General features: G+C 69.8%; 25 protein-coding genes. 18 read left to right on the top strand and 7 right to left on the bottom strand.

Annotated features, from left to right (window positions below; all coding sequences use genetic code 11):
• The 3 genes from ACG04Q_RS08305 to ACG04Q_RS08295 all read left to right on the top strand — a co-directional run bounded on the left by ACG04Q_RS08305 (position 1) and on the right by ACG04Q_RS08295 (position 2,502).
• The gene (locus ACG04Q_RS08305; protein ID WP_394510419.1) at positions 1-1,668 is read left to right on the top strand and encodes an ATP-binding protein; all 1,668 of its coding nucleotides are present in this window, start codon (positions 1-3) and stop codon (positions 1,666-1,668) included.
• 129 nt (positions 1,669-1,797) lie between these two features.
• Positions 1,798-2,076 carry a hypothetical protein gene (locus ACG04Q_RS08300; protein WP_394510418.1) on the top strand — a complete coding sequence of 93 codons (279 nt, stop codon included), beginning with the start codon at positions 1,798-1,800 and terminating at the stop codon, positions 2,074-2,076.
• A 75-nt stretch (positions 2,077-2,151) separates the two neighbouring features.
• Positions 2,152-2,502 (top strand): hypothetical protein, encoded by a 351-nt coding sequence (locus ACG04Q_RS08295; RefSeq protein WP_394510417.1) that lies wholly within the window; start codon positions 2,152-2,154, stop codon positions 2,500-2,502.
• A gap of 24 nt (positions 2,503-2,526) precedes the next feature.
• Here the strand turns inward: ACG04Q_RS08295 and ACG04Q_RS08290 are convergent, their stop codons facing one another.
• From ACG04Q_RS08290 to acnA, 4 genes are read right to left on the bottom strand one after another with little or no spacing between them, the layout of a single operon-like run.
• Positions 2,527-3,735 (bottom strand): potassium/proton antiporter, encoded by a 1,209-nt coding sequence (locus ACG04Q_RS08290; RefSeq protein ID WP_394510416.1) that lies wholly within the window; start codon positions 3,733-3,735, stop codon positions 2,527-2,529.
• A 2-nt stretch (positions 3,736-3,737) separates the two neighbouring features.
• Complete coding sequence (locus ACG04Q_RS08285; protein WP_394510415.1) at positions 3,738-4,895, bottom strand: mechanosensitive ion channel family protein; 1,158 nt, start codon at positions 4,893-4,895, stop codon at positions 3,738-3,740.
• A 57-nt stretch (positions 4,896-4,952) separates the two neighbouring features.
• Positions 4,953-6,215 carry an acyltransferase family protein gene (locus ACG04Q_RS08280; RefSeq protein ID WP_394510414.1) on the bottom strand — a complete coding sequence of 421 codons (1,263 nt, stop codon included), beginning with the start codon at positions 6,213-6,215 and terminating at the stop codon, positions 4,953-4,955.
• A complete protein-coding gene (acnA, locus tag ACG04Q_RS08275; protein ID WP_394510413.1) occupies positions 6,212-8,923 on the bottom strand; it encodes an aconitate hydratase AcnA in 2,712 nt (903 codons plus the stop codon). The genes ACG04Q_RS08280 and acnA overlap by 4 nt, the downstream gene beginning before the upstream one ends.
• A 77-nt stretch (positions 8,924-9,000) precedes the next feature.
• Between acnA and ACG04Q_RS08270 the strand changes: the two genes are divergently transcribed.
• The 12 genes from ACG04Q_RS08270 (at position 9,001) to dut (ending at position 20,728) form a co-directional block, all read left to right on the top strand.
• Positions 9,001-10,350, top strand: coding sequence for an MATE family efflux transporter (locus ACG04Q_RS08270; protein ID WP_394510412.1), 1,350 nt, complete (start codon positions 9,001-9,003; stop codon positions 10,348-10,350).
• A gap of 77 nt (positions 10,351-10,427) precedes the next feature.
• Positions 10,428-11,414 (top strand): BMP family lipoprotein, encoded by a 987-nt coding sequence (locus ACG04Q_RS08265; RefSeq protein ID WP_394510411.1) that lies wholly within the window; start codon positions 10,428-10,430, stop codon positions 11,412-11,414.
• Positions 11,415-11,430: 16 nt separating this feature from the next.
• Complete coding sequence (locus tag ACG04Q_RS08260) at positions 11,431-12,963, top strand: ABC transporter ATP-binding protein (protein WP_394510410.1); 1,533 nt, start codon at positions 11,431-11,433, stop codon at positions 12,961-12,963.
• On the top strand, positions 12,960-14,063 hold the full coding sequence (locus tag ACG04Q_RS08255) for an ABC transporter permease (RefSeq protein WP_394510409.1): 1,104 nt from the start codon (positions 12,960-12,962) through the stop codon (positions 14,061-14,063). The genes ACG04Q_RS08260 and ACG04Q_RS08255 overlap by 4 nt, the downstream gene beginning before the upstream one ends.
• Positions 14,063-15,028 carry an ABC transporter permease gene (locus ACG04Q_RS08250; RefSeq protein WP_394510408.1) on the top strand — a complete coding sequence of 322 codons (966 nt, stop codon included), beginning with the start codon at positions 14,063-14,065 and terminating at the stop codon, positions 15,026-15,028. Before ACG04Q_RS08255 ends, ACG04Q_RS08250 begins: the two co-directional genes overlap by 1 nt.
• Complete coding sequence (gene cdd, locus ACG04Q_RS08245; protein WP_394510407.1) at positions 15,028-15,444, top strand: cytidine deaminase; 417 nt, start codon at positions 15,028-15,030, stop codon at positions 15,442-15,444. The genes ACG04Q_RS08250 and cdd overlap by 1 nt, the downstream gene beginning before the upstream one ends.
• An 8-nt stretch (positions 15,445-15,452) precedes the next feature.
• Positions 15,453-16,289 carry a purine-nucleoside phosphorylase gene (locus ACG04Q_RS08240; RefSeq protein ID WP_394510406.1) on the top strand — a complete coding sequence of 279 codons (837 nt, stop codon included), beginning with the start codon at positions 15,453-15,455 and terminating at the stop codon, positions 16,287-16,289.
• On the top strand, positions 16,286-17,050 hold the full coding sequence (gene deoC / locus ACG04Q_RS08235) for a deoxyribose-phosphate aldolase (protein ID WP_394510405.1): 765 nt from the start codon (positions 16,286-16,288) through the stop codon (positions 17,048-17,050). The genes ACG04Q_RS08240 and deoC overlap by 4 nt, the downstream gene beginning before the upstream one ends.
• 3 nt (positions 17,051-17,053) lie before the next feature.
• Positions 17,054-18,364, top strand: coding sequence for a thymidine phosphorylase (deoA, locus tag ACG04Q_RS08230; RefSeq protein ID WP_394510404.1), 1,311 nt, complete (start codon positions 17,054-17,056; stop codon positions 18,362-18,364).
• Positions 18,364-19,065, top strand: a complete 702-nt coding sequence (trmB, locus tag ACG04Q_RS08225) for a tRNA (guanosine(46)-N7)-methyltransferase TrmB (RefSeq protein ID WP_394510403.1) — start codon at positions 18,364-18,366, stop codon at positions 19,063-19,065. Before deoA ends, trmB begins: the two co-directional genes overlap by 1 nt.
• Positions 19,065-20,279, top strand: a complete 1,215-nt coding sequence (gene coaBC / locus ACG04Q_RS08220; protein ID WP_394510402.1) for a bifunctional phosphopantothenoylcysteine decarboxylase/phosphopantothenate--cysteine ligase CoaBC — start codon at positions 19,065-19,067, stop codon at positions 20,277-20,279. Before trmB ends, coaBC begins: the two co-directional genes overlap by 1 nt.
• Entirely contained in the window at positions 20,279-20,728 is a 450-nt protein-coding gene (gene dut / locus ACG04Q_RS08215; RefSeq protein ID WP_394510401.1) for a dUTP diphosphatase, read from the top strand. Before coaBC ends, dut begins: the two co-directional genes overlap by 1 nt.
• Before the next feature lie 31 nt (positions 20,729-20,759).
• On the opposite strand, the gene ACG04Q_RS08210 is transcribed toward dut, so the two are convergent.
• A complete protein-coding gene (locus ACG04Q_RS08210; RefSeq protein ID WP_394510400.1) occupies positions 20,760-21,281 on the bottom strand; it encodes an FKBP-type peptidyl-prolyl cis-trans isomerase in 522 nt (173 codons plus the stop codon).
• Between the two features lie 39 nt (positions 21,282-21,320).
• Here ACG04Q_RS08210 and ACG04Q_RS08205 point away from each other — a divergent pair, with 39 nt between their 5' ends.
• The 3 genes from ACG04Q_RS08205 to ACG04Q_RS08195 all read left to right on the top strand — a co-directional run bounded on the left by ACG04Q_RS08205 (position 21,321) and on the right by ACG04Q_RS08195 (position 23,295).
• Positions 21,321-22,436, top strand: a complete 1,116-nt coding sequence (locus tag ACG04Q_RS08205; protein WP_394510399.1) for a JmjC domain-containing protein — start codon at positions 21,321-21,323, stop codon at positions 22,434-22,436.
• Positions 22,433-22,927 (top strand): hypothetical protein, encoded by a 495-nt coding sequence (locus ACG04Q_RS08200; protein ID WP_394510398.1) that lies wholly within the window; start codon positions 22,433-22,435, stop codon positions 22,925-22,927. The genes ACG04Q_RS08205 and ACG04Q_RS08200 overlap by 4 nt, the downstream gene beginning before the upstream one ends.
• Positions 22,928-23,088: 161 nt before the next feature.
• Positions 23,089-23,295 (top strand): hypothetical protein, encoded by a 207-nt coding sequence (locus ACG04Q_RS08195; RefSeq protein WP_394510397.1) that lies wholly within the window; start codon positions 23,089-23,091, stop codon positions 23,293-23,295.
• A 144-nt stretch (positions 23,296-23,439) separates the two neighbouring features.
• On the opposite strand, the gene ACG04Q_RS08190 is transcribed toward ACG04Q_RS08195, so the two are convergent.
• On the bottom strand, positions 23,440-24,219 hold the full coding sequence (locus ACG04Q_RS08190) for an MBL fold metallo-hydrolase (protein WP_394510396.1): 780 nt from the start codon (positions 24,217-24,219) through the stop codon (positions 23,440-23,442).
• Positions 24,220-24,247: 28 nt separating this feature from the next.
• Positions 24,248-25,420: an outer membrane protein assembly factor BamC gene (bamC, locus tag ACG04Q_RS08185; RefSeq protein WP_394510395.1), complete on the bottom strand. Its 1,173-nt coding sequence runs from the start codon at positions 25,418-25,420 to the stop codon at positions 24,248-24,250.
• Positions 25,421-25,447: the final 27 nt, after the last annotated feature.

The raw sequence follows: 25,447 nt of genomic DNA, 5'->3' as shown, positions 1-25,447 counted from the left end.
ATGAGCCTGCCCCTGGACTCCCAGCCGCCCGTCAGCATCCTGAGGGACGACGACGCGCCGCCCCCAGCGCCGGTCGCGGCGGACCGGCCCTGGCTGCTGCGCGCCTACGTGCGCTGGTTGCGCGAGGCATCGTTCCGCCGCCACCTGAGCGTGGCCGTCACGATCGGTGCGCTGGCACTGGCGCTGCTGATTGCCGCGGTCAATGCCTGGCAGGGTGGCCTGCAGGTGCGCGGCATGCTGCTGGAGCAGGGCGGCCGCGTGGCGGCCAACCTGGCCTCCAACAGCTCGCTGGCGCTGCTGTACGCGGCGGCCGACAACGCCGAGGAAGCCGTGCGCTCGTCGCTGTCCTTCCCCGACGTGATGGGCATCGAGATCCGTGACACCCGCGGCCGATTGCTGCTGGCGCTGGGCTCGGCGCGCGACCTGCCGCGCTCGGCCGCGCCGCCGGCGGGCGCTGCCAGCGAACCCTGGCTGGACGAGGAAACGGAGGACAGCTGGGCCTTCGCCGCGCCCGTCTGGACGCGGCCCGAGCCCACGCCATTCGACGTGACGATGCGGCCGGCCCAGCTGCTGGGCCATGTGCGCGTCATCCAGAGCAAGGCCACGCTGCACCGCACGCAGGCCTCGCTGTTCCTGTCCAACTTCGGCGTGGCGCTGTTCTTCGCGACGCTGTTCCTGTTCGCGATCCGCTTCCTGGCGCTGCGGCTGACGCGGCCGCTGGCGGCGCTGGCGCTAGCGATGGAGAAGGTCGAGCGTGGCGACAGCGACGCCCGCGCGCCGGCCGGCGGCCCGCGCGACATCGCGGCCATGGCCCACACGTTCAACCGCATGATCTCCGCGCTGCAGGAGCGCGAGGCCGAGCTGGGCGCGCACCGCGACCACCTGGAGGAGCTGGTGCGCGAGCGCACGCTGGAGCTCAGCGCCGCGAAGGAGCGGGCCGAGGTGGCCAGCCAGGCCAAGAGCCAGTTTCTCGCCCGCATGAGCCACGAGCTGCGCACGCCGCTGAACGCGGTGATGGGCTATGCGCAGATCCTGAAGATGGACGCCAGCATCACGCCCAAGCAGCGCAACGGCCTGGACATCATCCACAGCAGCGGCCAGCACCTGCTGACGCTGATCGTCGACATCCTGGACCTGTCGCGCATCGAGGCCGGCAAGGCGGAGCTGCGGCTGGCGCCTGTGGACCTGATCGGCCGGCTCAATGCGGTGGCCGACATCGTGCGCGTGATGGCGGTGGACAAGCAGATCGCGCTGGACCTGCAGCTGGATCCTTCGCTGCCCGCCAGCGTGCTGGCCGACGACAAGCGGCTCAGCCAGATCCTGCTGAACCTGCTGGGCAACGCGGTGAAGTTCACGCATGTCGGTGGCGTCACCTTGCGTGCGGCGGCGCTGCGCGGCGCCGACACGCTGCCGGGCCACGTGATGCTGCGCTTCGAGGTGCAGGACAGCGGTGTGGGCATTGCCGAAGACCAGGTGGAGCGTCTGTTCGAGCCCTTCGAGCAGGCCGGCAACGCCGAGCAGCGCGTCGGCGGCACGGGCCTGGGGCTGGCCATCAGCCGCCAGCTGGTGCGCATGATGGGCGGCGAGATCCGGCTGGAGAGCCGGCTGGAGCAGGGCAGCCGCTTCTGGTTCGACATCAGCGTGCCGGTGCAGGGCCACGGCGCCTGACGCCAGGCGCCGTCCTACAGGCACGCGCGCGCGCCGGCCGCACTGGCGCCGCCGCAGGCCTACAACCGCAGGCCCGGCGGCGCGCGCACAGTGACCTGGCTGCTGTCGGCGCTCTGCATGGAGGTCACGATGTCACCATCGAACGAAACACGGCTCCCACCCGAACGGGACGCGGCGTGCGCCGCCGCGCCGGACCGGCCCGTTGCGTCAACGCATCTGCTGCATTTCGAGCCGCTGACGGCCGGGAGCGCAGGGCTGGACATTCCCTGCGACCCCTGCGGCCGCGTCGGCCTGGATGCACTGGGCGAGAAGCTGCGCAACGACTACTTCTTCGCCCGCACGCTGATCGGCCGGCTGTTCGCGCGGCCCACGGTGCGCCTGGCGGCGCCACTGCCCACGCGGGCCTGAGGCGGCCTCGTCCTACAGCCCCGCGGCGACGCGCCCGACCACCACCGTCACACGCGCTTTGCATGATGACGCCCCATGTCCAAGAACCCACCCCTCATCACCCTGGCACCCCATGAGCTGCCGGTCGCGGGCGACCTCGTCGATGCCGAGCTCGATGTGAGCCTGAGCACGCCGTCCACGGTCGTCGTGAACGCCCGGCTCGAAGTCGAGGCCCCGGATGCCAGCGGCCCCAGCAGCATCGAACTGGCGCTCGTCATCCCGCGCTCGCGCTGCGAGGGCGAGCGGCCGCGCCTGGCTGCGCTGCTGGACGCCGCACGCGCCGCCGTGGCCCGTGCCACGCGCGCCGGTACCACGCCGCTGACCTGCCTGCCGCGCCGCGTCATCACGCTGGTGGCGGGCCGGCCCCATCTGATTCCCGTCGTCTAGGGCGGCGACCCTATAAGACCCTCCCTAGCGAGTTGGGCGGTCGAGGCCCAACGCCCGCGCCAGCGGCGCCAGCGTGGGCCCCTGGATCAGCAGCGACAGCAGCACCACCAGGAAAGCCACGTCGAACAGCCGCCACGCGCCCGGCACGCCGGCCAGCACGGGGTAGGCGGCCAGCACGATGGGCACGCCGCCGCGCAGCCCCGACCAGGCGACAAAACACTGCGAGCGCCAGCCGAACCGCAGCGGCGCCAGGCACAGCACAACGGCCGCCGGCCGCGCCAGCAGCATCAACCCCGCGGCGATCAGCAGCCCCGGCGCGGCCAGCCGCCACACCTCGTGCGGCGTCACCAGCAGGCCCAGCAGCAGGAACAGCGCGGCCTGCGCCATCCAGGTGTAGCCGTTCAGGCCTGGCAGGCTCAGCAGCGCGACCCGCTCGCAGCGATGCCGCACCAGCAACCCGGCCAGGTAGACCGCCAGGAAGCCCGAGCCACCGAAGCGGTTGGTGACGGCGAACAGCAGCAGCCCGAGCGCGGCCATCAACAGCGCGGCCAGGCCGTCGTGGTCGTCGGTGATGGGCAGGCGGCACAGCCACCACGCGAACAGCCCGCCACCGGCCAGTCCCAGCGCCATCCCCAGGCCCAGCTGCTGCGCCAGCAGCGGCGCCAGCACCTCGACGCCTGACGCGTCGGGCGAGCCCATCCACGCGATGAGGCCCACGGTCAGCACCATGGCCATGGGGTCGTTGATGGCCGATTCCACCTCGATGGTGGCGGCCAGTCGCTCGTCCAGTTTCAGCCTGCTGGCGCTGAACTGCGCGAACACGGCGGACGCGTCCGTCGACGATACGGCCGCGCCCAGCAGCAGGCCCTGCGCCCACGGCACGTCCAGCACCAGCTTCGCGATGACCGCGACGCCGCCAGCCGTCGCGGCGATGCCCACCGTGGCCAGCAGGCTGGCCGGCAGCATGCCGTCGCGCACCTGGCCCCAGCGGGTGCGCAGGCCGCCGTCGAACAGGATCAGCGCCAGCGCGAGATTGCCCACGTGCACCGCGGCGGCATGGTTGTCGAACGGCAGGCCCAGCGGCCCGTCCACGCCGGCCAGCATGCCGACGATGAGGAACACCAGCAGGTGCGACAGTCCGAAGCGGTGCGTGTACAGCGCGCCGGCGATGGCGATCAACACCAGCGCCGCCGCGGCGGCTGTCAGCAGGTCGGCAGCGCCGCCGTGCGGCATGGTCAACTCGCCGCGGGAAGAGGGCGCTGGCCGGGCGTTGGCTGCGCCCGGGCCGGTGCGGCGGCGGGTGGCGCGCCAGCCACCTGCTGCAACGGCGCGCCGACGAGGTTGACCGTCTGCGTCTGGAACGCGATGCGGATGCCACGCTGCTGCAGCGCGCGCATCAGGGCCAGGTTGAGCGCCTGCTGGTGGTCCATGTAGACGTCGTAGCTGGGGTCCTTCACGCGGTAGACCACCTCGAAGTTCAGCGCGTTGTCGCCAAAGCCCTTGAAGTGCGCACGTGCCAGCTCCAGCATCGGGTCGGCGGCGACGAGTTCCTTGATCAGCGGCGGGATGGCCGCGACCTCGTCGGCGCTGGCGTCTGTCGTGATGCCGAAGCTCAGCAGCACGCGGCGCGTCTGCAGGCGCTTGAAGTTGGCCACCGTGCGCTTGAGCAGCTCGGCGTTGGACATGACGATCTGCTCGCCGCCCAGCGCGCGGATGCGCGTCGTCTTCAGGCCCACGCGCTCCACCGTACCCGTCACGTCACCGACCGTGATGGAGTCGCCCACCTCGAAAGGCTTGTCCACCGCGATGGCCAGCGACGCGAACAGGTCACCCAGGATGTTCTGCACCGCCAGCGCCAGCGCGATGCCACCGATGCCCAGGCTGGCGACGAAGGCCGTGATGTTGACGCCCAGGTTGGACAGCACGGCCAGCACGACGATCACCCACAGCGCGCCGCGCAGCCCCCAGCTCAGCAGCGTGGCCGATGCCGACAGCGCGCCGCTGCCCTGGCCGTTGCGCTGCTGCTGCGCCTGCAGACCCAGCGTGATGGCCTGCTGGCCCCACAGCCCCAGCTGCAGCGCCACGACGGCGAACCACAGTTGCGAGACGCGGCCGTGCCAGCGGTCATCCAGCGGCAGCAGGCCCAGGCCCACCAGCAGGCCCACGGCGCAGATCAGCGCGGTGCTGGTGCGCTCCAGCACGCGCACCAGGCCGTCGTCCACCGTCGTGCGGGTGCGCTGCGACAGTACCCGCAGCCGCTGGATGGCCAGCTTGAGGCCGGCCTTGATGACGAGCACGGTGACGATGCCGGCCAGCACGGCCGGCAGCACGTCGGTCCAGTCCACGTCGGGCAGCGCCGTCGCGGCGCGGCGCAGAAATTCGTTCCAGGTCATCGCAACTACCTTCAGCGGGAATGCAAAGACGGTAGTTGCCCGGGCGCCGGTCGTCTGTCAGCCGGGCGCCCGTCGACGCTGCAGGCGCGGGCTGACAGCGGGCGAAGCCAGGTCGCGCAGCCGCAGCCCCGGGCGCTCCACGGCGTAGTGCAGCACCGCCCCGCCGGCGAGGATGGCCACCGCATGCGCAGCGAACAGCGTCAGCCCCTGCAACGCCAGCGCCGGGGCCAGCCACTGGTGCACCGCATGCATCACCAGCTTGTGACTCAGGTAGAGGCTGTATGACGTGGCCGCCAGCCAGCCGGCGCCCGGCACCGCCCAGCGCCCCAGCCCGCCGCGCGGCGCCGTCGCCGACAGCACCAGCAGCCCGAAGCCCAGCGACAGCAGCGGCCAGCCGATGGCGTTGGCCAGCAGCCCGGTGCGGTCCGTGAACAGCCACATCGCGCCGCCCGCGGCGGACAGGCCGGCCAGCAGCAGCGCCGTGGAGCGCGCCTGCAGCCGCGCCCACAGCGCGGGCCGGTAGACGCACAGCGTGGCCAGCACGACGCCCATCAGCAGGCCGTCCAGCCGCATCCAGGTCGGGTAGTAGATGTCCTCGATGAACCAGTTGCGCGGCGGCTGCAGCGCGTCGTCGTGCAGCCAGACGCCGGTGCGCAGCGCGATGCCCAGCGCCACGAGTGCCACGCACAGTGCGGCGAAGCGCGGGGCGGACGGTCGGAGCGTCATCGCCCATGCGACGGCAGGGAACAGCAGGTAGAAGTGCTCCTCCACGCACAGCGACCAGGCATGCGAGAAGGCCTGGTGGCGCGAGTAGTCGATGAGCAGGTTCAGCGTGAACGTGGCGAACTGCCACCACGGCGCCAGCCCCGGCGCCTCGCGCAGCACGGGGAAGGCCACGTAGACGGCCAGCACGACGGCGAAGGCCGGCAGGATGCGCCAGGCGCGGCGCCAGTAGAAGTCGCGCAGCGACAACCTCTCGCCGCGCTGCAGCGAGCGCAGCAGCTGCGAGCCGATCAGGAAGCCGCTGAGCACGAAGAAGATGTCCACGCCCATCCAGCCGAAGCGCGACAGCCACGCAAAGTCCGGCCCCAGGCCGCCGACGAGGAAGGAATGGAACAGCATCACCCAGACGATGGCGATGCTGCGCAGCAGGTCGAGGCCCGCGAAATGGTGCCCCTCGCCCAGGCTTGCTCCCGCTGAGCGCGAGCAGGCCTGGTCGGTCCCCCGCGGGGACGGCGATGCGTGCGGCGTCGAGCCGCACGCACATCGCCCCAGGCGGGCCGGCTTGGGAGCGGCCCGGCGCTCGGCCCGCAAACTCACGAGGCCAACAATTGGCGCAGCACGAACGGCAAGATGCCGCCGTGGAAGTAGTAGTCCACCTCGATGGCCGTGTCGATGCGAAGCGTCAGCGGCACGACCTGCGTCGAGCCGTCGGGCCGCGTGAGGGTCATCTGCCCGTCACCCTGAGGCTTGATCTCGTCGGCCAGCCGGATGTCGACGGTCTCGGCGCCGGTCAGCCCGAGTGACTCCCAGCTCGTGCCGGCCTTGAACTGCAGCGGCAGCACGCCCATGCCGATCAGGTTGCTGCGGTGGATGCGCTCGAAGCTCTTGGCCACGACCGCCTTGATGCCCAGCAGCTGCGTGCCCTTGGCCGCCCAGTCACGGCTGGAGCCTGTGCCGTACTCCTCGCCGGCAAAGATGACGGTGGGCGTGCCCTCGGCGATGTAGGCCATCGCGGCGTCATAGATCGTGGTCTTCACGCCGTTCTTCAGCGTGTAGCCGCCTTCCTCGCGTGAGCCGTCCGCGCCGGCCGGCAGCATCAGGTTCTTGATGCGCACGTTGGCGAAGGTGCCGCGCATCATCACGTCGTGGTTGCCGCGGCGCGCGCCGTAGGAGTTGAAGTCGGCCTTCTGCACGCCGTGGGCGAGCAGGAATTCGCCGGCCGGCGTGGTCTCCTTGAACGAGCCGGCGGGGCTGATGTGGTCGGTGGTGATGGAGTCGCCGAACAGCGCCATGATGCGGGCACCCTGGACGCCCGCCACCAGCGGCGGCGGCGTCATCGTGAAATCGGCGAAGAACGGCGGCTGCGCGATGTAGGTGCTCTTGGGCCAGTCGTAGACCTGGCCCTTCACGCCCTTGATCGCGTCCCACAGCTTGCCGGGCTTCTTCGCGACCTGCTCGTAGTTGGCCTTGAAGGCCTTGGGGTCCATTGCGTGCTTCATCAGTGCGTAGACCTCGTCGCTGCTGGGCCAGATGTCGCCCAGGAACACCGGCTGCCCCTTCTTGCCGTGGCCCACCGGCTGCGTCATCAGATCCTGCCGGACGTTGCCGGCGATCGCGTACGCCACCACCAGCGGCGGGCTGGCGAGGAAGTTGGCCTTCAGGTTGGGGTGGATGCGCGCCTCGAAGTTGCGGTTGCCCGACAGCACGGCCGCGCACACCAGGTCGTTGTCCTGGATGACGCGGTTCAGCTCCGGCGTCAGGTCGCCCGCATTGCCGATGCAGGTGGTGCAGCCGTAGGCCGCCACCGTGAAGCCCAGCTTCTCCAGGTAGGGCAGCAGGCCGGCCTTCTGCAGGTACTCGGTGACGATGCGCGAGCCGGGGGCCAGCGAGGTCTTGATGTGCGGCGCCACCTTGAGCCCGGCCTCCACCGCCTTCTTTGCCAGCAGGCCCGCGGCCAGCAGCACGCCGGGGTTGCTGGTGTTGGTGCAGGACGTGATCGCAGCGATCAGCACGTCGCCGTTCCTCACCGGGATGCCCGAGTCGGTGACGAAGGGCTGGTCCAGCTTCTCGGCGGGCTGGTTGAAGCCGTTCTCGGCCACCGGCTTGCTGAACAGCTCGCCGAACTGCCGCGACAGGTGCGTGATCTCGATGCGGTCCTGCGGCCGCTTGGGGCCCGCCAGGCTGGGCGCGACCGTGCCGAGGTCCAGCGTGACGACGGACGTGAAGTCGATGTCGCCGGCGCGCGGCACGCCGAACAGCCCCTGCGCCCGCCAGTAGGCCTCGAAGGCCTCGATCTCGGCCTTGCTGCGGCCGGTGCCGCGGAAGTAGTCCACCGTCTTGGCGTCGACCGGGAAGAAGCCCATCGTCGCGCCGTACTCGGGCGCCATGTTGGCGATGGTGGCGCGGTCGGGCACCGACAGGCTCTCGGTGCCCTCGCCGAAGAACTCGACGAACTTGCCGACGACCTTGTGCTTGCGCAGCATCTCGGTGACCGTCAGCACCAGGTCGGTGGCCGTCACGCCCTCGCGGAGCTTGCCGGTGAACTCGAAGCCGACGACGTCGGGCGTCAGGAAGTACACCGGCTGGCCTAGCATGCCGGCCTCGGCCTCGATGCCGCCCACGCCCCAGCCGACGACGCCGACGCCGTTGATCATCGTCGTGTGGCTGTCGGTGCCCACCAGGCTGTCGGGGTAGTAGACCTTGTCCCGTCCCTTGTGCACGCCGCGCGCCAGGTACTCCAGGTTCACCTGGTGCACGATGCCGAAGCCCGGCGGCACGACGCCGAAGGTGTCGAAGGCCTGCATGCCCCACTTCATGAACTCGTAGCGCTCGCGGTTGCGCTCGAATTCCAGCTTCATGTTGAGGTCCAGCGCCTTCTTCGTGCCGTAGTGGTCGATCATGACGGAGTGGTCCACCACCAGATCTACCGGCACCAGCGGCTCGATGGTCTTGGGGTTCTTGCCCAGCCGGGCCGCCACGTTGCGCATCGCGGCCAGGTCGGCCAGCAGCGGCACGCCGGTGAAGTCCTGCAGCACGACGCGGGCGACGACGAACGGGATCTCGTCCACGCGCGCCGCGTTGGGGCGCCAGTTGGCCAGCTGCTCCACGTGGGCGGCCGTCACCTTCCTGCCGTCGCAGTTGCGCAGCACGCTCTCCAGCACGATGCGCAGCGAGACGGGCATGCGCGCCACGTTCGGGAAGATCTCGGCCAGCTTGGGCAGCGAGTACAGCTGGCCCGGCTTGCCGGCGGCGGCCGAGAAGCTGGCGCGGGTGTTCGCAAAGGCGTGGAGGGCGGGTTTCGGCACGGTTACTCCTTTAGGATGCCGGGCCATTCTGGCGAGCTTGTCGTGACTTGTGTGAATCCTGGCCTTAGGAGGCAGCGGTGACTGCCCCGTCCGCTCGCCCCCGTCTATTCCCGCTGACCTGGCCGTTGCTGCTGGAGCTGCTGCTGGGCATCGGCATCGGCATCATCGGCACCGCGCTGGCGGCGCGGCTGTCGGACGATGCCGGCGCGGCCTTCGGCCTGGCCAACCAGGTGTTCGCGGCCATCTTCGTGCTGTTCCGCGTCATCGGTGCGGGCGTCAGCGTGGCCGTCACGCAGGCGCTGGGCGCCGGCCGGCGCGACCAGGCGGATGCCGTGGCCCGCGCCGTCGTCGGCGCCAGCACGTGGCTGGGCGTGGGCGGGGCCGTCATGGCGCTGGCGGCGGCCGGGCCGCTGCTGCAGTTGGTGAACGCACCGCCCGAGGTCGCGCCGCTGGCGCGCGTGCTGCTGCAGGCGCTGGCGCCGGCGCTGCTGATCGACGCGCTGAACGCGACGATGTCCAGCGTCATGCGCGCCCACCTGCGCAGCCGCGAGGCGCTGGCGGTGGTCATCGTCATCCAGGTCGTCACGCTCGCCGTGGCGCTGCTGGCGATGCCGCACCTGGGCCTGCCGGGCTACGCGCTGGCCTGCCTGCTGGGCCGCGGCACGGGCCTGGCACTGCACATCATGCTGTGGCGCAGCCGGCTGAACCTGCGGCTGCGTGCGCCGGACTGGTGGCGCTGGGAGCGCGCGCCGCTGGCGACGGTGCTGCACATCGGCATTCCCGGCGCGGCCGAGAACATCTCCTGGCGGCTGGCGTTCATGACCAGCCTGGCCGCCGTGGCCCAGCTGGGCGCGCTGGCGCTGGCCACGCATGCCTACACGATGCAGTTCCTGCACGTGATCCTGATCTTCGGCCTAGCCGTCGCTTTCGCGGTGGAGATCCTCGTCGGGCACATGATCGGGGCGGGCGAGCTGCATGCGGCGCACAAGCTGGTGCGCAAGTCGCTGGGGCTGGGCGTCGTCGTTGCGCTGGTGGTGTCCGGCGCGTTCGCGCTGGCCGGGCCCTGGCTGCTGGCCAAGTTCACGGCCGACCGTCACATCATCGCGCTGGGCTGCACGCTGCTGTGGTGGACGGTGCTGGTGGAGCCGGGCCGCGTGTTCAACATGGTGGTCATCAACGCGCTGCGCGCGGCGGGCGATGCGCGCTACCCCGTCATCGCCGGCGCGGCGTCCATGGCGCTGGTGCTGGCCGGCGGCAGCTGGTTCCTGGGCGTCTACCTGGGCTGGGGCCTGGTTGGCGTGTGGATTGCTTATGCCGCTGACGAGTGGATACGAGGCCTGTTGATGTGGCGCCGTTGGGCGACACTGGGCTGGCTGCCCCACGCCCGCGCCGCCCATCGAAAGCTGCGCCGGGCCAAGGCAGGGTAATCCGTATTTTTCTAGTCCGTAGAAATTGAGGGATGTTTTCTACAATGCGCGCTTTTCGCCTTGCCCACGCTCAGCCCATGACCTCACATCTGCCCCACGCACGGACCCTGGCCGCCCTGACGTTGCTGGCCACGTCGGCCCTGGCGCAGGCCCAGCAGCCCGCGGTGATCTTCGACATGGGCGGCAAGTTCGACAAATCCTTCAACCAGGCCGGCTATGAAGGCGCCGAGCGCTGGAAGAAGGAGGCCGGCAAGGACTACCTCCAGTTCGAGATCAGCAACGACACCCAGCGCGTGCAGGCCATCCGCCGCATGGCCGAGAAGGGCGCCAGCCCCGTCATCAGCATCGGTTTCGCCCAGGCGTCTGCGCTGCAGCAGATCGCCAAGGACTACCCCAAGATCCAGTTCGCCATCATCGACGCGCAGGTGAACCTGCCCAACGTGCAGTCCGTGCTGTTCAAGGAGCACGAGGGCAGCTACGTCGTCGGCGCGATGGCCGCGATGGTCAGCAAGACCGGCAAGGTGGGCTTCGTCGGCGGCATGGACATCCCGCTGATCCGCAAGTTCCAGTGCGGCTACGAGCAGGGCGCCAAGAAGACCAATCCCAAGATCGAGGTCTTCTCCAACATGACCGGCACCACCTCCACCGCGTGGAACGACCCCACCCGCGGCGGTGAGCTGGCCAAAGCGCAGTTCGCCAAGGGTTCCGACGTGGTGTTCGCCGCCGCCGGCGGGACCGGCGTGGGCGTCTACCAGGCCGCCAAGGACGCCGGCAAGCTCGCCATCGGCGTGGACAGCAACCAGAACCACCTGCAGCCCGGCACCATGCTGACCTCCATGGTCAAGCGCGTGGACGTGGCCGTCTACAACGTGCTGAAGGGCTGGAAGCCCGGCGTGCAGGTGCTGGGCCTGAAGGAAGGTGGCGTGGACTACGCCGCCGACGAGCACAACGCCAAGTTGCTGACCCCGGCGCTCAAGGCCAAGGTCGACGCCGTCAAGGCGGACATCATCGCCGGCAAGGTGAAGGTGGCCGACTACATGGCCGACAACGCCTGCAAGTTCTAAGGCGAGCCAGAGCGGCATGACGCCCGCAGTCCGCCTCCAAGGCATCTCCAAGCGCTTCGGCGCCGTCCAGGCCAACCGCGAGGTCACTTTCGACGTCGCGGCCGGCAGCGTGCACGGCCTTGTCGGCGAGAACGGTGCCGGCAAGAGCACGCTGATGGCCATCCTGTACGGCTACTACCAGGCCGATTCGGGAACCCTCGAAATCGATGGCCAGCAGGTCCACATCTCGAATTCGCAGCAGGCGATTGGCCTGGGCATCGGCATGGTCCACCAGCACTTCATGCTGGTGGACACGCTGACCTGCCTGGAGAACATCATGCTGGGCGCCGAGGGCGGCTTCTTTCTGGCGTCGTCCAAGGCCAAGGTCAAGGCCAGGCTGGAGGCGCTGATGGCCGAGACCGGCCTGCAGGTGCATCTGGACGCGCTGGTCAGCGAACTGCCGGTGGGCGAACTGCAGCGGCTGGAGATCCTGAAGGCGCTGTACCGCGGCGCCAGGATCCTGATCCTGGACGAGCCCACCGCCGTGCTGACGCCGCAGGAGACCGACCAGCTCTTCGTCACGCTGCGCAAGCTCAAGGAGCGCGGCACGACGCTGATCCTCATCACGCACAAGCTGCGCGAGGTCATGAGCCTGTGCAGCGCCGTCACGGTGATGCGCGCCGGCCAGGTCGTCGAGACGCGGCCTATCGCCGACTGGAGCGAGGCGTCGCTGGCCGAGTCCATGGTTGGCCGCAAGGTCACGCTGGGCCGGCCCGAGGGGCTGCAGACGAAGACCGGCGAGGTGCGGCTGCAGGCCAGCGGCCTGAGCCTGAAGCACGCCAACGGCGTGCCGGCGCTGAAGGACGTCAGCCTGACGCTGAGGGCCGGCGAGATCGTCGGCGTGGCCGGCGTGTCGGGCAACGGCCAGAGCGAGCTGCTGGAGGTGTTGTCCGGCCTGCGCGCACCCGAGGGCGGCCGTCTGCAACTGGGCAGCGCCTCGTTCTCGCCCGACGCCTGGCTGGACACCGCCCAGGCCCGTCCGCTGCGGCTGGCGCATGTGCCGGAGGACCGGCACGCGGTGGGCCTGGTCATGAGCTTCCCGGCCTGGGAGTCCGCCGTGCTGGGCTACCAGGGCCTGCCCAAATACCGCCGCGGCGTGTCCATGAACCATGCCGCGATGCGGGAGGCGACGAAGCAGATGCAGGAGCGCTTCGACGTGCGCCCGCGTGACGAGAACCTGGGCTCGTCCAAGTTCTCCGGCGGCAACCAGCAGAAGCTCATCCTGGCCCGCGAGATCGGCGAGCAGCCCACCGTGCTGCTGGTGGGCCAGCCCACGCGCGGCGTCGACATCGGCGCCATCGAATTCATCCACCACCAGCTGCGCGCGCTGCGCGACGCCGGCTGCGCGGTGCTGCTGGTCAGCAGCGAGCTGGACGAGATCCTGGCGCTGGCCGACCGCGTCGTCGTCATGAATGCCGGGCGCATCACCGGTGAACTGGCCATCGAAGACTGCGACGAGCGTCGCCTGGGCCTGCTGATGGCCGCACAAGAAGAACGAGTCGCTGCATGAGCCAGCCTTTGCAACTTCCCCGCTGGATAGACATCGGCCTGCTGCCGCTGTGGAACCTCGCCATCGCGCTGGTCGTCGCCGGCCTGGTCGTCATGGCCATCGGCCACAGCCCGTGGCAGGCACTGACCGTGCTGCTGAACGGCGCCCTGGGCAGCGCGCGTGGCCTGGGCTATTCGCTGTATTACGCGACGACCTTCATCTTCACCGGCCTCGCGGTCGCGGTGGCCATCCACGCCGGCCTGTTCAACATCGGCGGCGAGGGCCAGGCGACGCTGGGCGGCGTCGGCGTGGCGCTGTTGGCGCTGTGGCTGGGCGCCAAGCTGCCGGCCGTCGTCGTGCTGCCGCTGCTGGTGGTTGCTGCCGCGCTGTTCGGCATGCTGTGGGCCGCCGTGCCGGCCTATCTGCAGGCCTGGCGAGGCAGCCACATCGTCATCACGACGATCATGTTCAACTTCCTCGCCGCCGGCCTGAACGGCTATCTGCTGGTCAACTGGCTGCGGCCGGCCGGCAGCATGGCGGTGGAGTCCGCCGAGTTTGCCGAGAGCGCCCGCATGCCGGGCCTGCACCAGATCGCCGCGGCCTTGGGCTACGAGCTGCCCTCGTCGCCGCTCAACCTCAGCGTCGTCATCGCGCTGGTGGCGTGCGTCTTCGTCAGCTGGTTCCTGTGGAAGAGTGCCGCCGGTTACGCCGTGCGTGCCGTCGGCAGCGCGCCGCGGGCAGCGCACTACGCCGGCATCCGCCCGCGGGCGCAGGTGCTGCTGGCCATGGCCATTTCCGGCGCGCTGGCCGGCATGGTGGGCGTCAACGAGATCTCCGGCGTGCAGGGCAAGCTGACGCTGGACTTCGTCGCCGGCGCCGGCTTCACCGGCATCGCCGTGTCGCTGATGGGCCGCAACCACCCCGTCGGCATCGTGCTGGCATCGCTGCTGTTCGGCGTGCTCTACCAGGGCGGCGTCGAGGTGAGCTTTGAATTGCAGGGCTTCAGCCGCGAGATGGTCGTCACGGCGCAGGGCCTCATCGTGCTGTTCTCCGGCGCGATGGCCACCGTCAGCGCGCCGCTGTTCGCGCGCGCCTATGCCAAGCTGAAGGGAGGGCGCTGATGGATGAAGTCCTGATCGCGTCGGTGCTGGCGTCCACGCTGCGCGTCAGCGCACCGTTGCTGCTGTGCGCGATGGCGGGCGTGCTGTCCGAGCGCGCCGGCGTCGTCGACCTGGGCCTGGAAGGCAAGATGCTGTTCGCGGCCTTTGCGGCTGCCGCGACGGCCTCGGTCACGCATTCCGCGGCCTTCGGGCTGCTGGCGGCCATCGCGGTTGCCAGCGTCGCGTCCCTGGTGCACGGCTTTGCCTGCGTGACCAACCGTGGCGACCAGGTCGTCTCCGGCGTTGCGCTGAACATGATTGCCGCCGGCCTGACCGTCGTGCTGGGCATCGCCTGGTTTCAGCAGGGCGGGCAGACGCCACCCATCGCTCCCGAGGTGCGCCTCACGGCCGTCGCGCCGGCCTTCGCCGAGCCGCAGCCGGGGAACTGGTTCGCCTCCGTGTTCGGTCATGGTCTGTTGAGCCACAACGTGCTGGTCTACGTGGCCTTCCTGATGGTGGCCGCCGTGTGGTTCTTCCTGGAGCGCACCCGCCCGGGCCTGCGCCTGCGCGCCGTGGGCGAGAACCCGGCGATGGTGGAAGCTGCCGGCATGTCCGTGCAGGGCCTGCGCTACCAGGCCTTGGTGATGAATGGCGTGCTGTGCGGCCTGGCCGGCGCCTACCTGACGCTGGCGCAGAACGCGTCCTTCTCGCCCAACATGACGGCCGGCCGCGGCTTCATCGCGCTGGCCGCGATGATCTTCGGCAAATGGAAGCCGCTGCCGACGATGGGCGCCTGCCTGCTGTTCGGCTTCCTGGATGCGGTGGCCATCCGCATGCAGGGTGTGCAGTTGCCGGGCATCGGAGAGGTGCCGGTGCAGCTGATCCAGGCGCTGCCCTACATCCTGACGGTGGTGCTGCTGGCGGGTTTCATCGGCTCCGCGATCGCGCCGAAAGCACTCGGTCGCCCTTACGTGAAGGAGCGCTGATGGACCTCTCCCAAGCGCTGCTGGACCGGCTGCTGGCCGAATCCCTGCGTGCCCGCGCCCTCGCCCATGCGCCGTACTCCAAGTACCGCGTCGGCGTGGCCATCCTGGACGAGCAGGGCCGCATCCACGTCGGCGCCAACATGGAGAACGCGTCCTACCCGCAGGGCTGGTGCGCCGAACCGTCGGCGCTGACGGCCATGATCATGGCGGGCGGCAAGCGCGCCGTGGCGGCGCTGGTCACGGGCCCCGGCCCGGACATCATCACGCCGTGCGGCGGCTGCCGGCAGAAGCTGCGGGAGTTCTCCGAGCCCGACGAGCTTGTCATCATCGCCGGCGATCCTGGCGGCATCCGCCAACGCTGGACCCTGGCCGAACTGCTGCCACACAGCTTCGGGCCCAGTCATCTGAACTTCTGAGGTTTCCCATGATCGACAACAAGACCCTCGACGTCGCCATCACCGCGAGCGTCGACAAGCTGCAATCCCTGTTCGGCAGCGCCCCTGAAGTCGCCGTCGTGCTGGGCTCCGGCTGGGCCGGCGCCGTCAGCCATGTGCAGGACGCGAAAAACCTGCCGTACACCGAACTGCCCGCCTTCCCGCAGCCCAAGGTCGAGGGCCACGTCAACGAGATCGTCGTCGGCAAGATCGGCGAGCAGCGCGTCATCTTCCTGCGCGGCCGCGCCCACACCTACGAGAGCGGCGACTGCACCGGCATGGCCGGCGCGTTGCGCACGTTGAAGCGCTGGGGCGTGAAGCTGCTGGTGCAGACCAACGCCTCCGGCTCGTTGCGCGGCCACATGCCGCCCGGCAGCCTGATGCTGATTGCCGACCACATCAACGCGCCGCAGCGCAGCCCGCTCGTCGGCGAGCAGGGCAGCCACCGCTTCGTCGACATGGTCAACGCCTACGACGGCGAGCTGCGCAAGCATGCGCTGGCGCTGGCCAAGCGCGAAAACCTGATGCTGGGCGAGGGCACCTACTGCTGGGCGCTGGGCCCGCAGTTCGAGACGCCGGCCGAGATCCGCATGTTCGCCGCCTGGGGCGCCGACGCCGTCGGCATGAGCACCGTGCCCGAGACCATCCTGGCGCGGCATGCCGGCCTGAAGGTCATGGGCATCGCACTGATGACCAACATGGCCGCCGGCCTGTCCGCCGAGGCGCTGACGCACGACCTGACGCTGAAGCAGGCCCAGGCCTCCGGCGAGCGCGCATCCGCCTTCCTCGCCGCGCTGGTGGCCAGCCTCCGGGACGTGGCGCTATGACCGCCGACCTGAAGGCAGCGGCCCGCACGGCGCTGGCCTGCCTGGACCTGACCAGCCTCAACGACGCCGACACGGCCGCCGACATCGACGCGCTGTGCAGGCGTGCGCAGACCGCGCACGGCCCCGTGGCCGCCGTCTGCGTGTGGCCGCGCTTCGTCGCCCAGGCGCGTGCGGCGCTGCCGGCCGCCATCAAGGTTGCCGCCGTGGCCAACTTCCCCGACGGCGCGCTGGATCTGCCCCGCGCGCTGGCGGACATCGAGGCCATTGCGCAGGCCGGTGGCGACGAGGTCGACGTCGTGCTGCCTTACCGCGCGCTGCTGGCCGACCAGTCCACCGAGGTGGCCGAGTTCCTGTCCGAAGTGCGCTTTGCGTCGCGCCCGCTGACGCTGAAGGTCATCATCGAATCCGGCGAACTGGCGACGCCCGAGCGCATCGCCCAGGCCACGCGGCTGGCGCTGGCGGCCGGCGCCGACTTCGTGAAGACCAGCACCGGCAAGACCAAGACCGGCGCCACGCCGGCCGCTGCAGCCGTGATGCTGAAGGAGATCAAGGCCAGCGGCCTGTCCGCCGCCGGCTTCAAGGCCTCGGGCGGCGTGCGCTCCGTGGCGGATGCCGCGGGCTACATCGCGCAGGCCGAGGCCGCGCTGGGCGCCGCCGCGCTGAACCCGCAGCGCCTGCGCTTCGGCGCCAGCGGTCTGCTCACCGACATTGAAGCCGTCCTGTCCGGCGCCGAATCTGCCGCCGTCACTGCGGCGTACTGAACCATGCTTGCCCAAGAAATCATCCGCGCCAAGCGCGACGGCCACGCGCTCAACGAAGCGCAGATCCAGAACTTCGTCGACGGCCTGACGCACAACACGTGGAGCGAAGGCCAGGTCGCCGCGCTCGGCATGGCCGTGTTCCTCAAGGGCATGGGCCGCGACGAAGCCGTGCTGCTGACGCGCGCGATGATGAACTCCGGCCGTGTCATGCGCTGGCCCGACATGCCCGGCCCCGTGCTCGACAAGCACAGCAGCGGCGGCGTGGGCGACAAGGTCAGCCTGATGCTGGCGCCCATGGTGGCCGCCTGCGGCGGCTACGTGCCGATGATCGCCGGCCGTGGCCTGGGCCACACCGGCGGCACGGTCGACAAGCTCGAAGCCATTCCCGGTTACACGACGACGCCGGACCCGGCGAAGTTCGACCAGATCGTCCGCTCCCTCGGCTGCGCCATCATCGGCCAGACCGCCGACCTGGCCCCCGCCGACAAGCGCTTCTACGCGACGCGCGACGTGACGGCCACGGTCGAGAGCGTGCCGCTGATCACCGCCAGCATCCTGTCCAAGAAGCTCGCTGCCGGCCTCGAGGGCCTGGCCATGGACATCAAGTGCGGCAACGGCGCGTTCGCGTCCACGCCCGCCTTCGCGCAGGAACTGGCCGAGAGCATCGTCGCCGTCGCCGGCGGCGCGGGCCTGAAGACGCGCGCGCTGATCACCGACATGAACCAGATCCTGGGCACCGATGTCGGCAACTCGCTGGAAGTCATCGAGACCATCCACTACCTGACCGGCAAGCACCGCGAGCCGCGCCTGCACGAGGTGACGCTGGCGCTGTGCGCCGAGATGCTGGTGCTGGGCAACCTGGCCGCCGACACCGCCGCCGCCCGCGTGAAGTTGCAGGCGGCGCTGGACTCCGGCGCCGCCGCCGAGAAGTTCGCCCAGATGGTCGTGGCCCTGGGTGGCCCGGCCGACCTGCTGGAGCGTCCGTCCGCGTACCTGCCGGCCGCCCCCGTCGTGAAGCCCGTGGCCGCGCCGCGCGCCGGTGTCATCACGACGATGGCGACCCGCGAGCTGGGCGTGGCCATCGTCGAGCTGGGCGGTGGCCGCCGCAAGGCCGGCGATGCCATCGACATGCGCGTCGGCTTCTCCGACGTGCGGCCCATCGGCACGCGCGTCGCCGCCGGTGAGCCGCTGGCGCTGATCCACGCCGCCGACGAGGCCGCGGCCGACCGCGCCATCGCGTCCTACCTGGCCGCCGTCGGGCTGGGCGATGCCGATGTTGCCGCCGCGCCCATGGTCATGGCGACAATCGGCTGATGGACGAACAGAACAGCAACCCACCGCAGAATCCGCAGCACCGCCCGATCAAGAGCTTCGTCACGCGGCCCGGCCGCATGGGCACGGGCCAGATCAAGGCGCTGGCCGAACTGGGCCCCAAGTTCGTGCTGCCCTACAAGGTCGAGCGGCTCGACACCGCTGCGACCTTCGGCCGCAGCGCGCCGCTGGTGCTGGAGATCGGCTTCGGCATGGGCGCCGCCACGGCCGACATCGCGCAGACGCTGCCCGACCACGACTTCATCGGCTGCGAGGTCCACGAACCCGGCGTCGGCGCGCTGCTGAAGCTGATCGGCGAGCGCGACATCGGCAACATCCGCATCGTCCAGCACGACGCGGTGGAGGTGCTGCGCGACATGATTGGCGAAGCCGCGCTGGACGGCGTGCACATCTTCTTCCCCGACCCCTGGCACAAGAAGCGCCACAACAAGCGCCGCCTGATCCAGGCGCCGTTCGTGGCCAATCTGGTGAAGCACATCAAGCCCGGTGGCTACCTGCATTGCGCGACCGACTGGCAGCCCTACGCCGAGCAGATTCTGGACGTGCTGTCCGCCGAGCCGGCCCTTCAGAACACGGCGGCCGGCTACGCCGACAAGCCCGCCTACCGCCCGCTGACCAAGTTCGAGAGCCGCGGCATCAAGCTGGGCCACGGCGTCTGGGATCTGGTGTTCAGGAAGAAGTGATGACGAGTCCGCTGCACGGCAAACACATCCTCCTCGCGATGACCGGCGGCATCGCCGGCTACAAGATCGCCGAGCTGACGCGCCTGTTCGTGAAGGGCGGCGCCACCGTGCAGGTCATGATGACCGAGGGTGCCGAAGCTTTCATCACCGCCGTGACCATGCAGGCGCTGTCGGGTCGGCCGGTCTACACCTCGCAGTGGGACACACGGCCCGACAACAACATGGCCCACATCAAGCTCAGCCGCGAGGCCGACGTGATGCTGGTGGCGCCCGCCAGCGCCGATGCGATTGCCGCGCTGGCGCAGGGCAGGGCGGACGACCTCGTCAGCCTGACGGCGCTGGCCCGCCGCATCCACGAGTGCCCGCTGCTCGTCGTGCCGGGCATGAACCGCGAGATGTGGGCCCACCCGGCCACGCAGCGCAACATCGCGCAGATCACCGCCGATGGCGCCACCCTCATCGGCCCTGCCAATGGCGACCAGGCCTGCGGCGAGATCGGTGACGGCCGCATGCTGGAGGCGCAGGAGATCTTCGACGACGTCGAGGCCTTCCTCGCGCCGAAGTCCCTGCTCGGCAAGAAGCTGCTGATCACCGCCGGCCCCACCTTCGAGCCCATCGACCCGGTACGCGGCATCACCAACCACAGCAGCGGCAAGATGGGCTTTGCCATCGCCCGCGCGGCGGCCGAGGCCGGTGCCGACGTCACGCTGGTGAGTGGCCCGGTGCACCTGCCCACGCCGCGCGGCGTGCAGCGCATCAACGTGCAGAGCGCACAGCAGATGTTCGACGCCGTGCTGCCGCTGGCCGCGCACCAGCACGCCTTCATCGCCAGTGCGGCGGTGGCCGACTGGCGGCCCGCGCAGACGCACGAGCACAAGATGAAGAAGGCCGAGGGCGGCGCGACGGCACCCACCATCGCAATGGCCGAGAACCAGGACATCCTGGCCGCGGTCGCCGAGCTGCCCAAGCCGCCTTACTGCGTCGGCTTTGCCGCCGAGAGCGAGAAGCTGGCCGAGCATGCCGAGTCCAAGCGCCGCCGCAAGGGCATCCCGCTCATCGTCGCCAACCTCGGCCCTGCCACCTTCGGCCGCGACGACAACGCGCTGCTGCTCATCGACGAGCAGGGCCAGCGTGAACTGCCTGAAGCGGGAGGTCGGGCCGACAAGCTCAGCCTCGCGCGCGAGCTGATCGCCGAACTTTCCAAGAGACTTTGATGCACGCGATTGACCTGCAAGTGCTCGACGCCCGCATGGCCGAGCAAATCCCCGCCTACGCCACGCCCGGCAGCGCCGGCCTCGACCTGCGCGCCTGCCTGGATGCCGCCATCACGCTGGCCCCGGGCCAGACGACGCTGATCCCGACGGGCCTGGCCATCCACATCGCCGATCCGGGCCTTGCCGCCATCATCCTGCCGCGTTCGGGCCTGGGCCACAAGCACGGCATCGTGCTGGGCAACCTCGTGGGCCTGATCGACAGCGACTACCAGGGCCAGCTGATGGTCAGCTGCTGGAACCGAGGCCAGGCCGAGTTCACCATCCAGCCCTTCGAGCGCATCGCGCAGCTGGTCATCGTGCCGGTCGTGCAGGCCACGTTCCGCCGTGTCGACAGCTTCGATGCGTCCGACCGCGGCACGGGCGGCTTCGGCTCCACCGGCAAGGCATAAAGAAGAAAGGCGCCCCGGGCGCCTTTTTCGTTCAGTGGAGCGGCTCGTCCGGCGGCGCGCCGGTCTGCACCATGAAGAGGGGTTCGCCGATCGAGCCGGCCTGCACTTCCTGCTCGGTGGCCTCGCGCACGTCCAGCAGCGTCAGGTGCATGCGCAGGCCAATGCCGGCCAGAGGATGGTTGCCGTCCAGCACCACATGCTCGGGGTAGACCTCGGTCACCGTGTAGATGGCTTCCTCGGGCATGCCTTCGGTCGCGGCGCCTTCGGGCAGGCCTTCGAACTGCATGCCGGGTTGCACGTCCTCGGGGAACAGGCCGCGCGCTTCGAAGCAGACCAGGCCCGAGTCGTAGTCGCCGAAGGCTTCCTCGGGCTGCAGCGCGAGGGCCGTCTCGAAGCCGGCCTCCTGGCCTTCCAACGCATCCTCGACCTTGGCGAACAGGTCGTCGCCGCTCACCAGGAACTCCATCGGTTCGGTCAGCTCGTCGATGAGCTGGCCTTGGGCATCTTCGAGTCTCCAGCGCAGGGAGACGACTGAGGGGCGGGTCACTTGCATGGGATCAATTTTCCCACAGCGCCTCGGCACAATGCCTGCATGCAGATCGATCTCCCGACCCCCATGCTCGCCGGCCTCAGCCCGGCGCAGTTCATGCGCAAGCACTGGCAGAAGAAGCCGCTGCTGGTGCGCCAGGCCTTCGAGGGCGCCACGCCGCCCGCCACGCTGAAGGAGCTCGCCGCACTGGCCGCGCGTGATGACGTCGAGTCCCGCCTCGTCACGGCCTTCGATGGCGACTGGAAGCTCCGGCACGGCCCCATCGCGCGCCTGCCGGCGATGAGCAAACCCGGCTGGACGCTGCTCGTGCAAGGCCTAGATCAGCACCTCGACGCGGCCCGCGCGCTGCTGGACTGCTTCCGCTTCGCGCCCGACGCGCGGCTGGACGACCTGATGCTGTCCGTCGCCAGTGACGGCGGCGGCGTCGGCCCGCACTTCGATTCCTACGACGTGTTCCTGATCCAGCTCGCCGGCCGGCGTCGCTGGCGCATCGGTGCCCAGCGCGACGCGGTGCTGCGCGACGACGTGCCGCTGAAGATCATCGCCAACTTCAAGCCCGAGCAAGAGTTCGTGCTGGAGGCGGGCGACATGCTCTACCTGCCGCCGGGCTGGGCGCATGACGGCGTGGCCGTCGGCCCCGGCTGCATCACCGGGTCGGTGGGCTTTCGTGCGTCCACGACCGAGGGACTGGCGGCCGAGCTGCTGCCACGGTTGCTGGATGACGTGGAGTCGGCCGGAAAGCTGTACGCGGACCCTCGCCAGGAGGCCACGACGGAGCCGGCCCGCGTGCCGGCTGGGCTGCTGGACTTCGCGCGCCGCGCCGTCGAGGCGGCCGTGCAGCGGCCGCGGGCGCTGGAGTGCGCGCTGGGCGAGGCGCTGACCGAGCTGAAGGCCAACGTCTGGTTCGAGCCCGGCGACGTGCTGTCGCCAGGGCAGGGGGCCCGCCTGGACCGGCGCAGCCGCATGCTCTACGACGCGGCGCATGTGTTCCTGAATGGCGAGAGCTTTCGCGCCGGAGGACGTGACGCCGCGCTGATGCGCCTGCTGGCGGACCGCCGCGAGCTGACGGCTGCAGAGGTCGACCGGCTGTCTGCCGAGGCGCGCGAACTGCTGGACCAGTGGACCGAGGACGGCTGGGTGCAGCCGCTGATCGCGTGAACGCGCAGCACTTCAGCGGCCGCGCCGAGTTCCAGCGCCTGCTCGTGGAGACATTCCAGTGGGCAGACGCAAACGGCTGCCGGGAACTGCATGCCTGGGATGCCAGCTTTGCCGACTGGCCGCTGTCGGACACGAACCTGCTGTCCGCGCTGACCCGCTGGGCGCGCCAGGGCCGCCAATTGCATCTGCTGGCGCTGCAGTACGACGACATCGCCCGCCGGCATCCCCGCTTCGTGCGTTGGCGCCGCGACTTCGCACACTGCGTGACGGCGCGCGCCGTCGAGCCCGATCTGCCGCTGGCAGGCGCGGCGGAGAGCCTGCTGCTGGCTGTGGGTGCTAACGGCCCGTTGAGCCTGCGGCTGTTCGACCGCCATCTCTGGCGCGGCGAAGTCAGCCCCGATGCGGGCGAGCGGCTGCGCGGGCTGGAGTGGTTTGATGCCCTGGCGCAACGCTCCAGCGAATCATTTGCGCCGACAACTTTGGGACTATGAGTGTTTGTGACAGGCAAACCCCTATAATCGCGGGCTAGGCGAGGGAAGCGCTCGAGGTTTTCCGCGTCTTGTTCTGTGGGGTCGGCCGTTGGTGATCAAACACTGGCGCACGACCCCAAAATTATGGTGTGCACCGTCGTTTAAACGTTTGAGGACAAGTAATGAATAAGTCGATCCTGTTGGCTTCCCTGCTGGCTGCTGTTGCTCTGACCGCTTGCAGCAAGAAGGAAGAACCCAAGGTTGAAGCCGCTCCGGCCGTCGTGGCTCCGGCTCCCGCCGCTTCGGAAGCCGCTTCGGCTGCCGCCAGCGCCGTCGATGCTGGCGCTTCGGCTGTTGCCGACGCCGCCGCGTCCGCCGCTTCGAAGTAATCACTTCGTCCGCTCGGAAAGAGCCGTCGCTGCGCAAGCAGCGGCGGCTTTTTTCGTTTTCAGGCCGCGATGCGCGCTGGATTCGGCCGGATGGCGCTAGGCTGGGCTTGAATTACAAAACTTTGCGCTGCGTGTTTGCAGCGCTCAGCCGACGTCCAGCCAGTCGAATCCCAGCGCCGGGTCGGCCACGCGGATATCGCCGTCGGCGCAGTCCAGCACCCGGGCCAGCGCCGCGCGGGCGAGCGCCGGCGCGTTGTTCTTCTCGCTGAGGTGGGCCGCCAGCACGGCGCCCAGGCCTGCATGAAGGCAGCGACCCAGCAGTTCGGCTGCCGCGTCGTTGGACAGGTGGCCGTGCGTGCCGAGGATGCGCCGTTGCAGTGACGGCGGATAGGGGCCGGCACGCAGCATGGCTTCGTCGTGGTTGCACTCCAGCAGCAGGGCGTGACAGCCCCGCAGGGCCTGCACGACGTCGGCGGGCGTGCAGCCCAGGTCCGTGACAATGCCCAGCCGGGCTGCCCCATCGCTCAGCACCAGTTGCAGGGGCTCCTGCGCATCGTGCGGGACCGCGAACGGCCGCAGTTCCACGTCGCCCAGCGCGATGGCGTCGCCACTGCGGGCCAGCACCAGCAGGCTGGCATCGAAATCGCTGTCGCCGATGGCGCGCCAGGTGCCACGGCTGGTGATCAGCGGGATGCGGTGACGCCGCGCAAACGCGACCGAGCGGCCGACGTGGTCGCCGTGCTCGTGCGTGATGAAGAGGGCATCGATGTCGGCAGCCGTGCAGCCGGCCAGCGCCAGGCGGCGCGTCAGCTCGCGTTCACTGAAGCCCGCGTCGACGAGGACGCGGGTGGTCGTGATGCCCTGGCTGGCCTCAACCAGCGTCGAGTTGCCGCCGCTGCCGCTGCCCAGGTTGCGAAAGCGCATGGCGGCGGTCCTCCATCGCGGAGGCTTCTTACTTGAGGTCGTCCATCAGCAGCGACAGGATGCGCTTGGCGTTGTCGTCGGCGATGGCCTGGCCGCGTTCGTCCAGGATGCGCACGGCGCTCTTCACGCCGTCGGCCTTGACCGACACCCGGTAACGCGTCGGCGTGAGCGACTTGGCGCCGAACAAGCGCTGGAAGAAGTTGGGCTCGTCCTGGCCAGCCTTCTCGGGGTCGGCGTAGCGCAGGTAGAACAGGCCGGCTGCACGGTCGCGGTCTTCGATCGTGAAGCCATGGCGGTCCAGTGACAGGCCCACGCGGCGCCAGGCGCGGTCAAACCCGTCGTTGACGGTCAGGCTGTCAGGGACCTCGGACAGCGGGCGGCGCGGGCGGGCGGTATCGCCACCCAGGGCCAGCGGCGACGGTTTGGCCGTCGGCGTTGCGGGCGTCTCGGCGACGATGGCCTTGGCGACAGTTTCCTGGCCGCCCAGCTTGAGCATCAGGCGCGACAGCATCTCGGCTTCCAGCGTCGCATCGCTGGGGCGCGGTTGCCAGGAGGTGGCGTCGCGGCCGGTGGTCGTGTAGACCTCCTGCATGCCGCGGTGGGCGATGAAGATGTCGGTGCCGTTGGCGCCGCGTTCCACGCGCACGCGGTACATGTCGCGTTCGCCGGTGGAATAGAGGCCGTCGAGGACCTTGCCGATGGTGGTGCGGATGAAGTCCTGCGGCAGCTTGGCACGGTTCTCGGCCCAGTTGGTCTCCATGATGCCGATTTCGGGCTGTTCCTTGACGAGCTCGAGGCCGACATCCTTCCAGAACGCACGCAGCTGCGGCCAGACCTGCTCCGGCGTGGCCGACGTGTGCAGCCAGCGCTCGGTGCCGCTACGTTCCAGGCGCACGTCGCCGGCGCTGTTGGGCGCCACGCTGTTGGCTGCGAGGGACGAACCCGCCGCGCCGGCGGCCGGGCGCGAGGCCGTCAGTGCAGAAGCGGTGATGGAGCCGCCCTGCACCTGGGCGCGGTTGTCCTTGGCGAGCTGGGTCAGGTCCGGCGGAACGTCCAGGCCGCCGGTCTGCTTGGCCTGGGTGCGGTAGTCGACCTTGTCCGACGAGAACACGCTGTCAAAGGTGCTGCAGCCCGCGAGCGACAGGACGAGGGCCGTGCAGGCCAGACGGGTCGCCGAGGGGCGAAGCGAGGGAACAGACATCACGCTGGAAATCTCCGGGGAACAAAG

The sequence above is a fragment of the Pelomonas lactea genome (genome assembly GCF_043555885.1).
GTDB lineage: Bacteria > Pseudomonadota > Gammaproteobacteria > Burkholderiales > Burkholderiaceae_C > Pelomonas > Pelomonas lactea.
The sequence above is the reverse complement of the archived record's forward strand: the minus strand, read 5'-3'. Positions and strand labels throughout refer to the sequence as shown.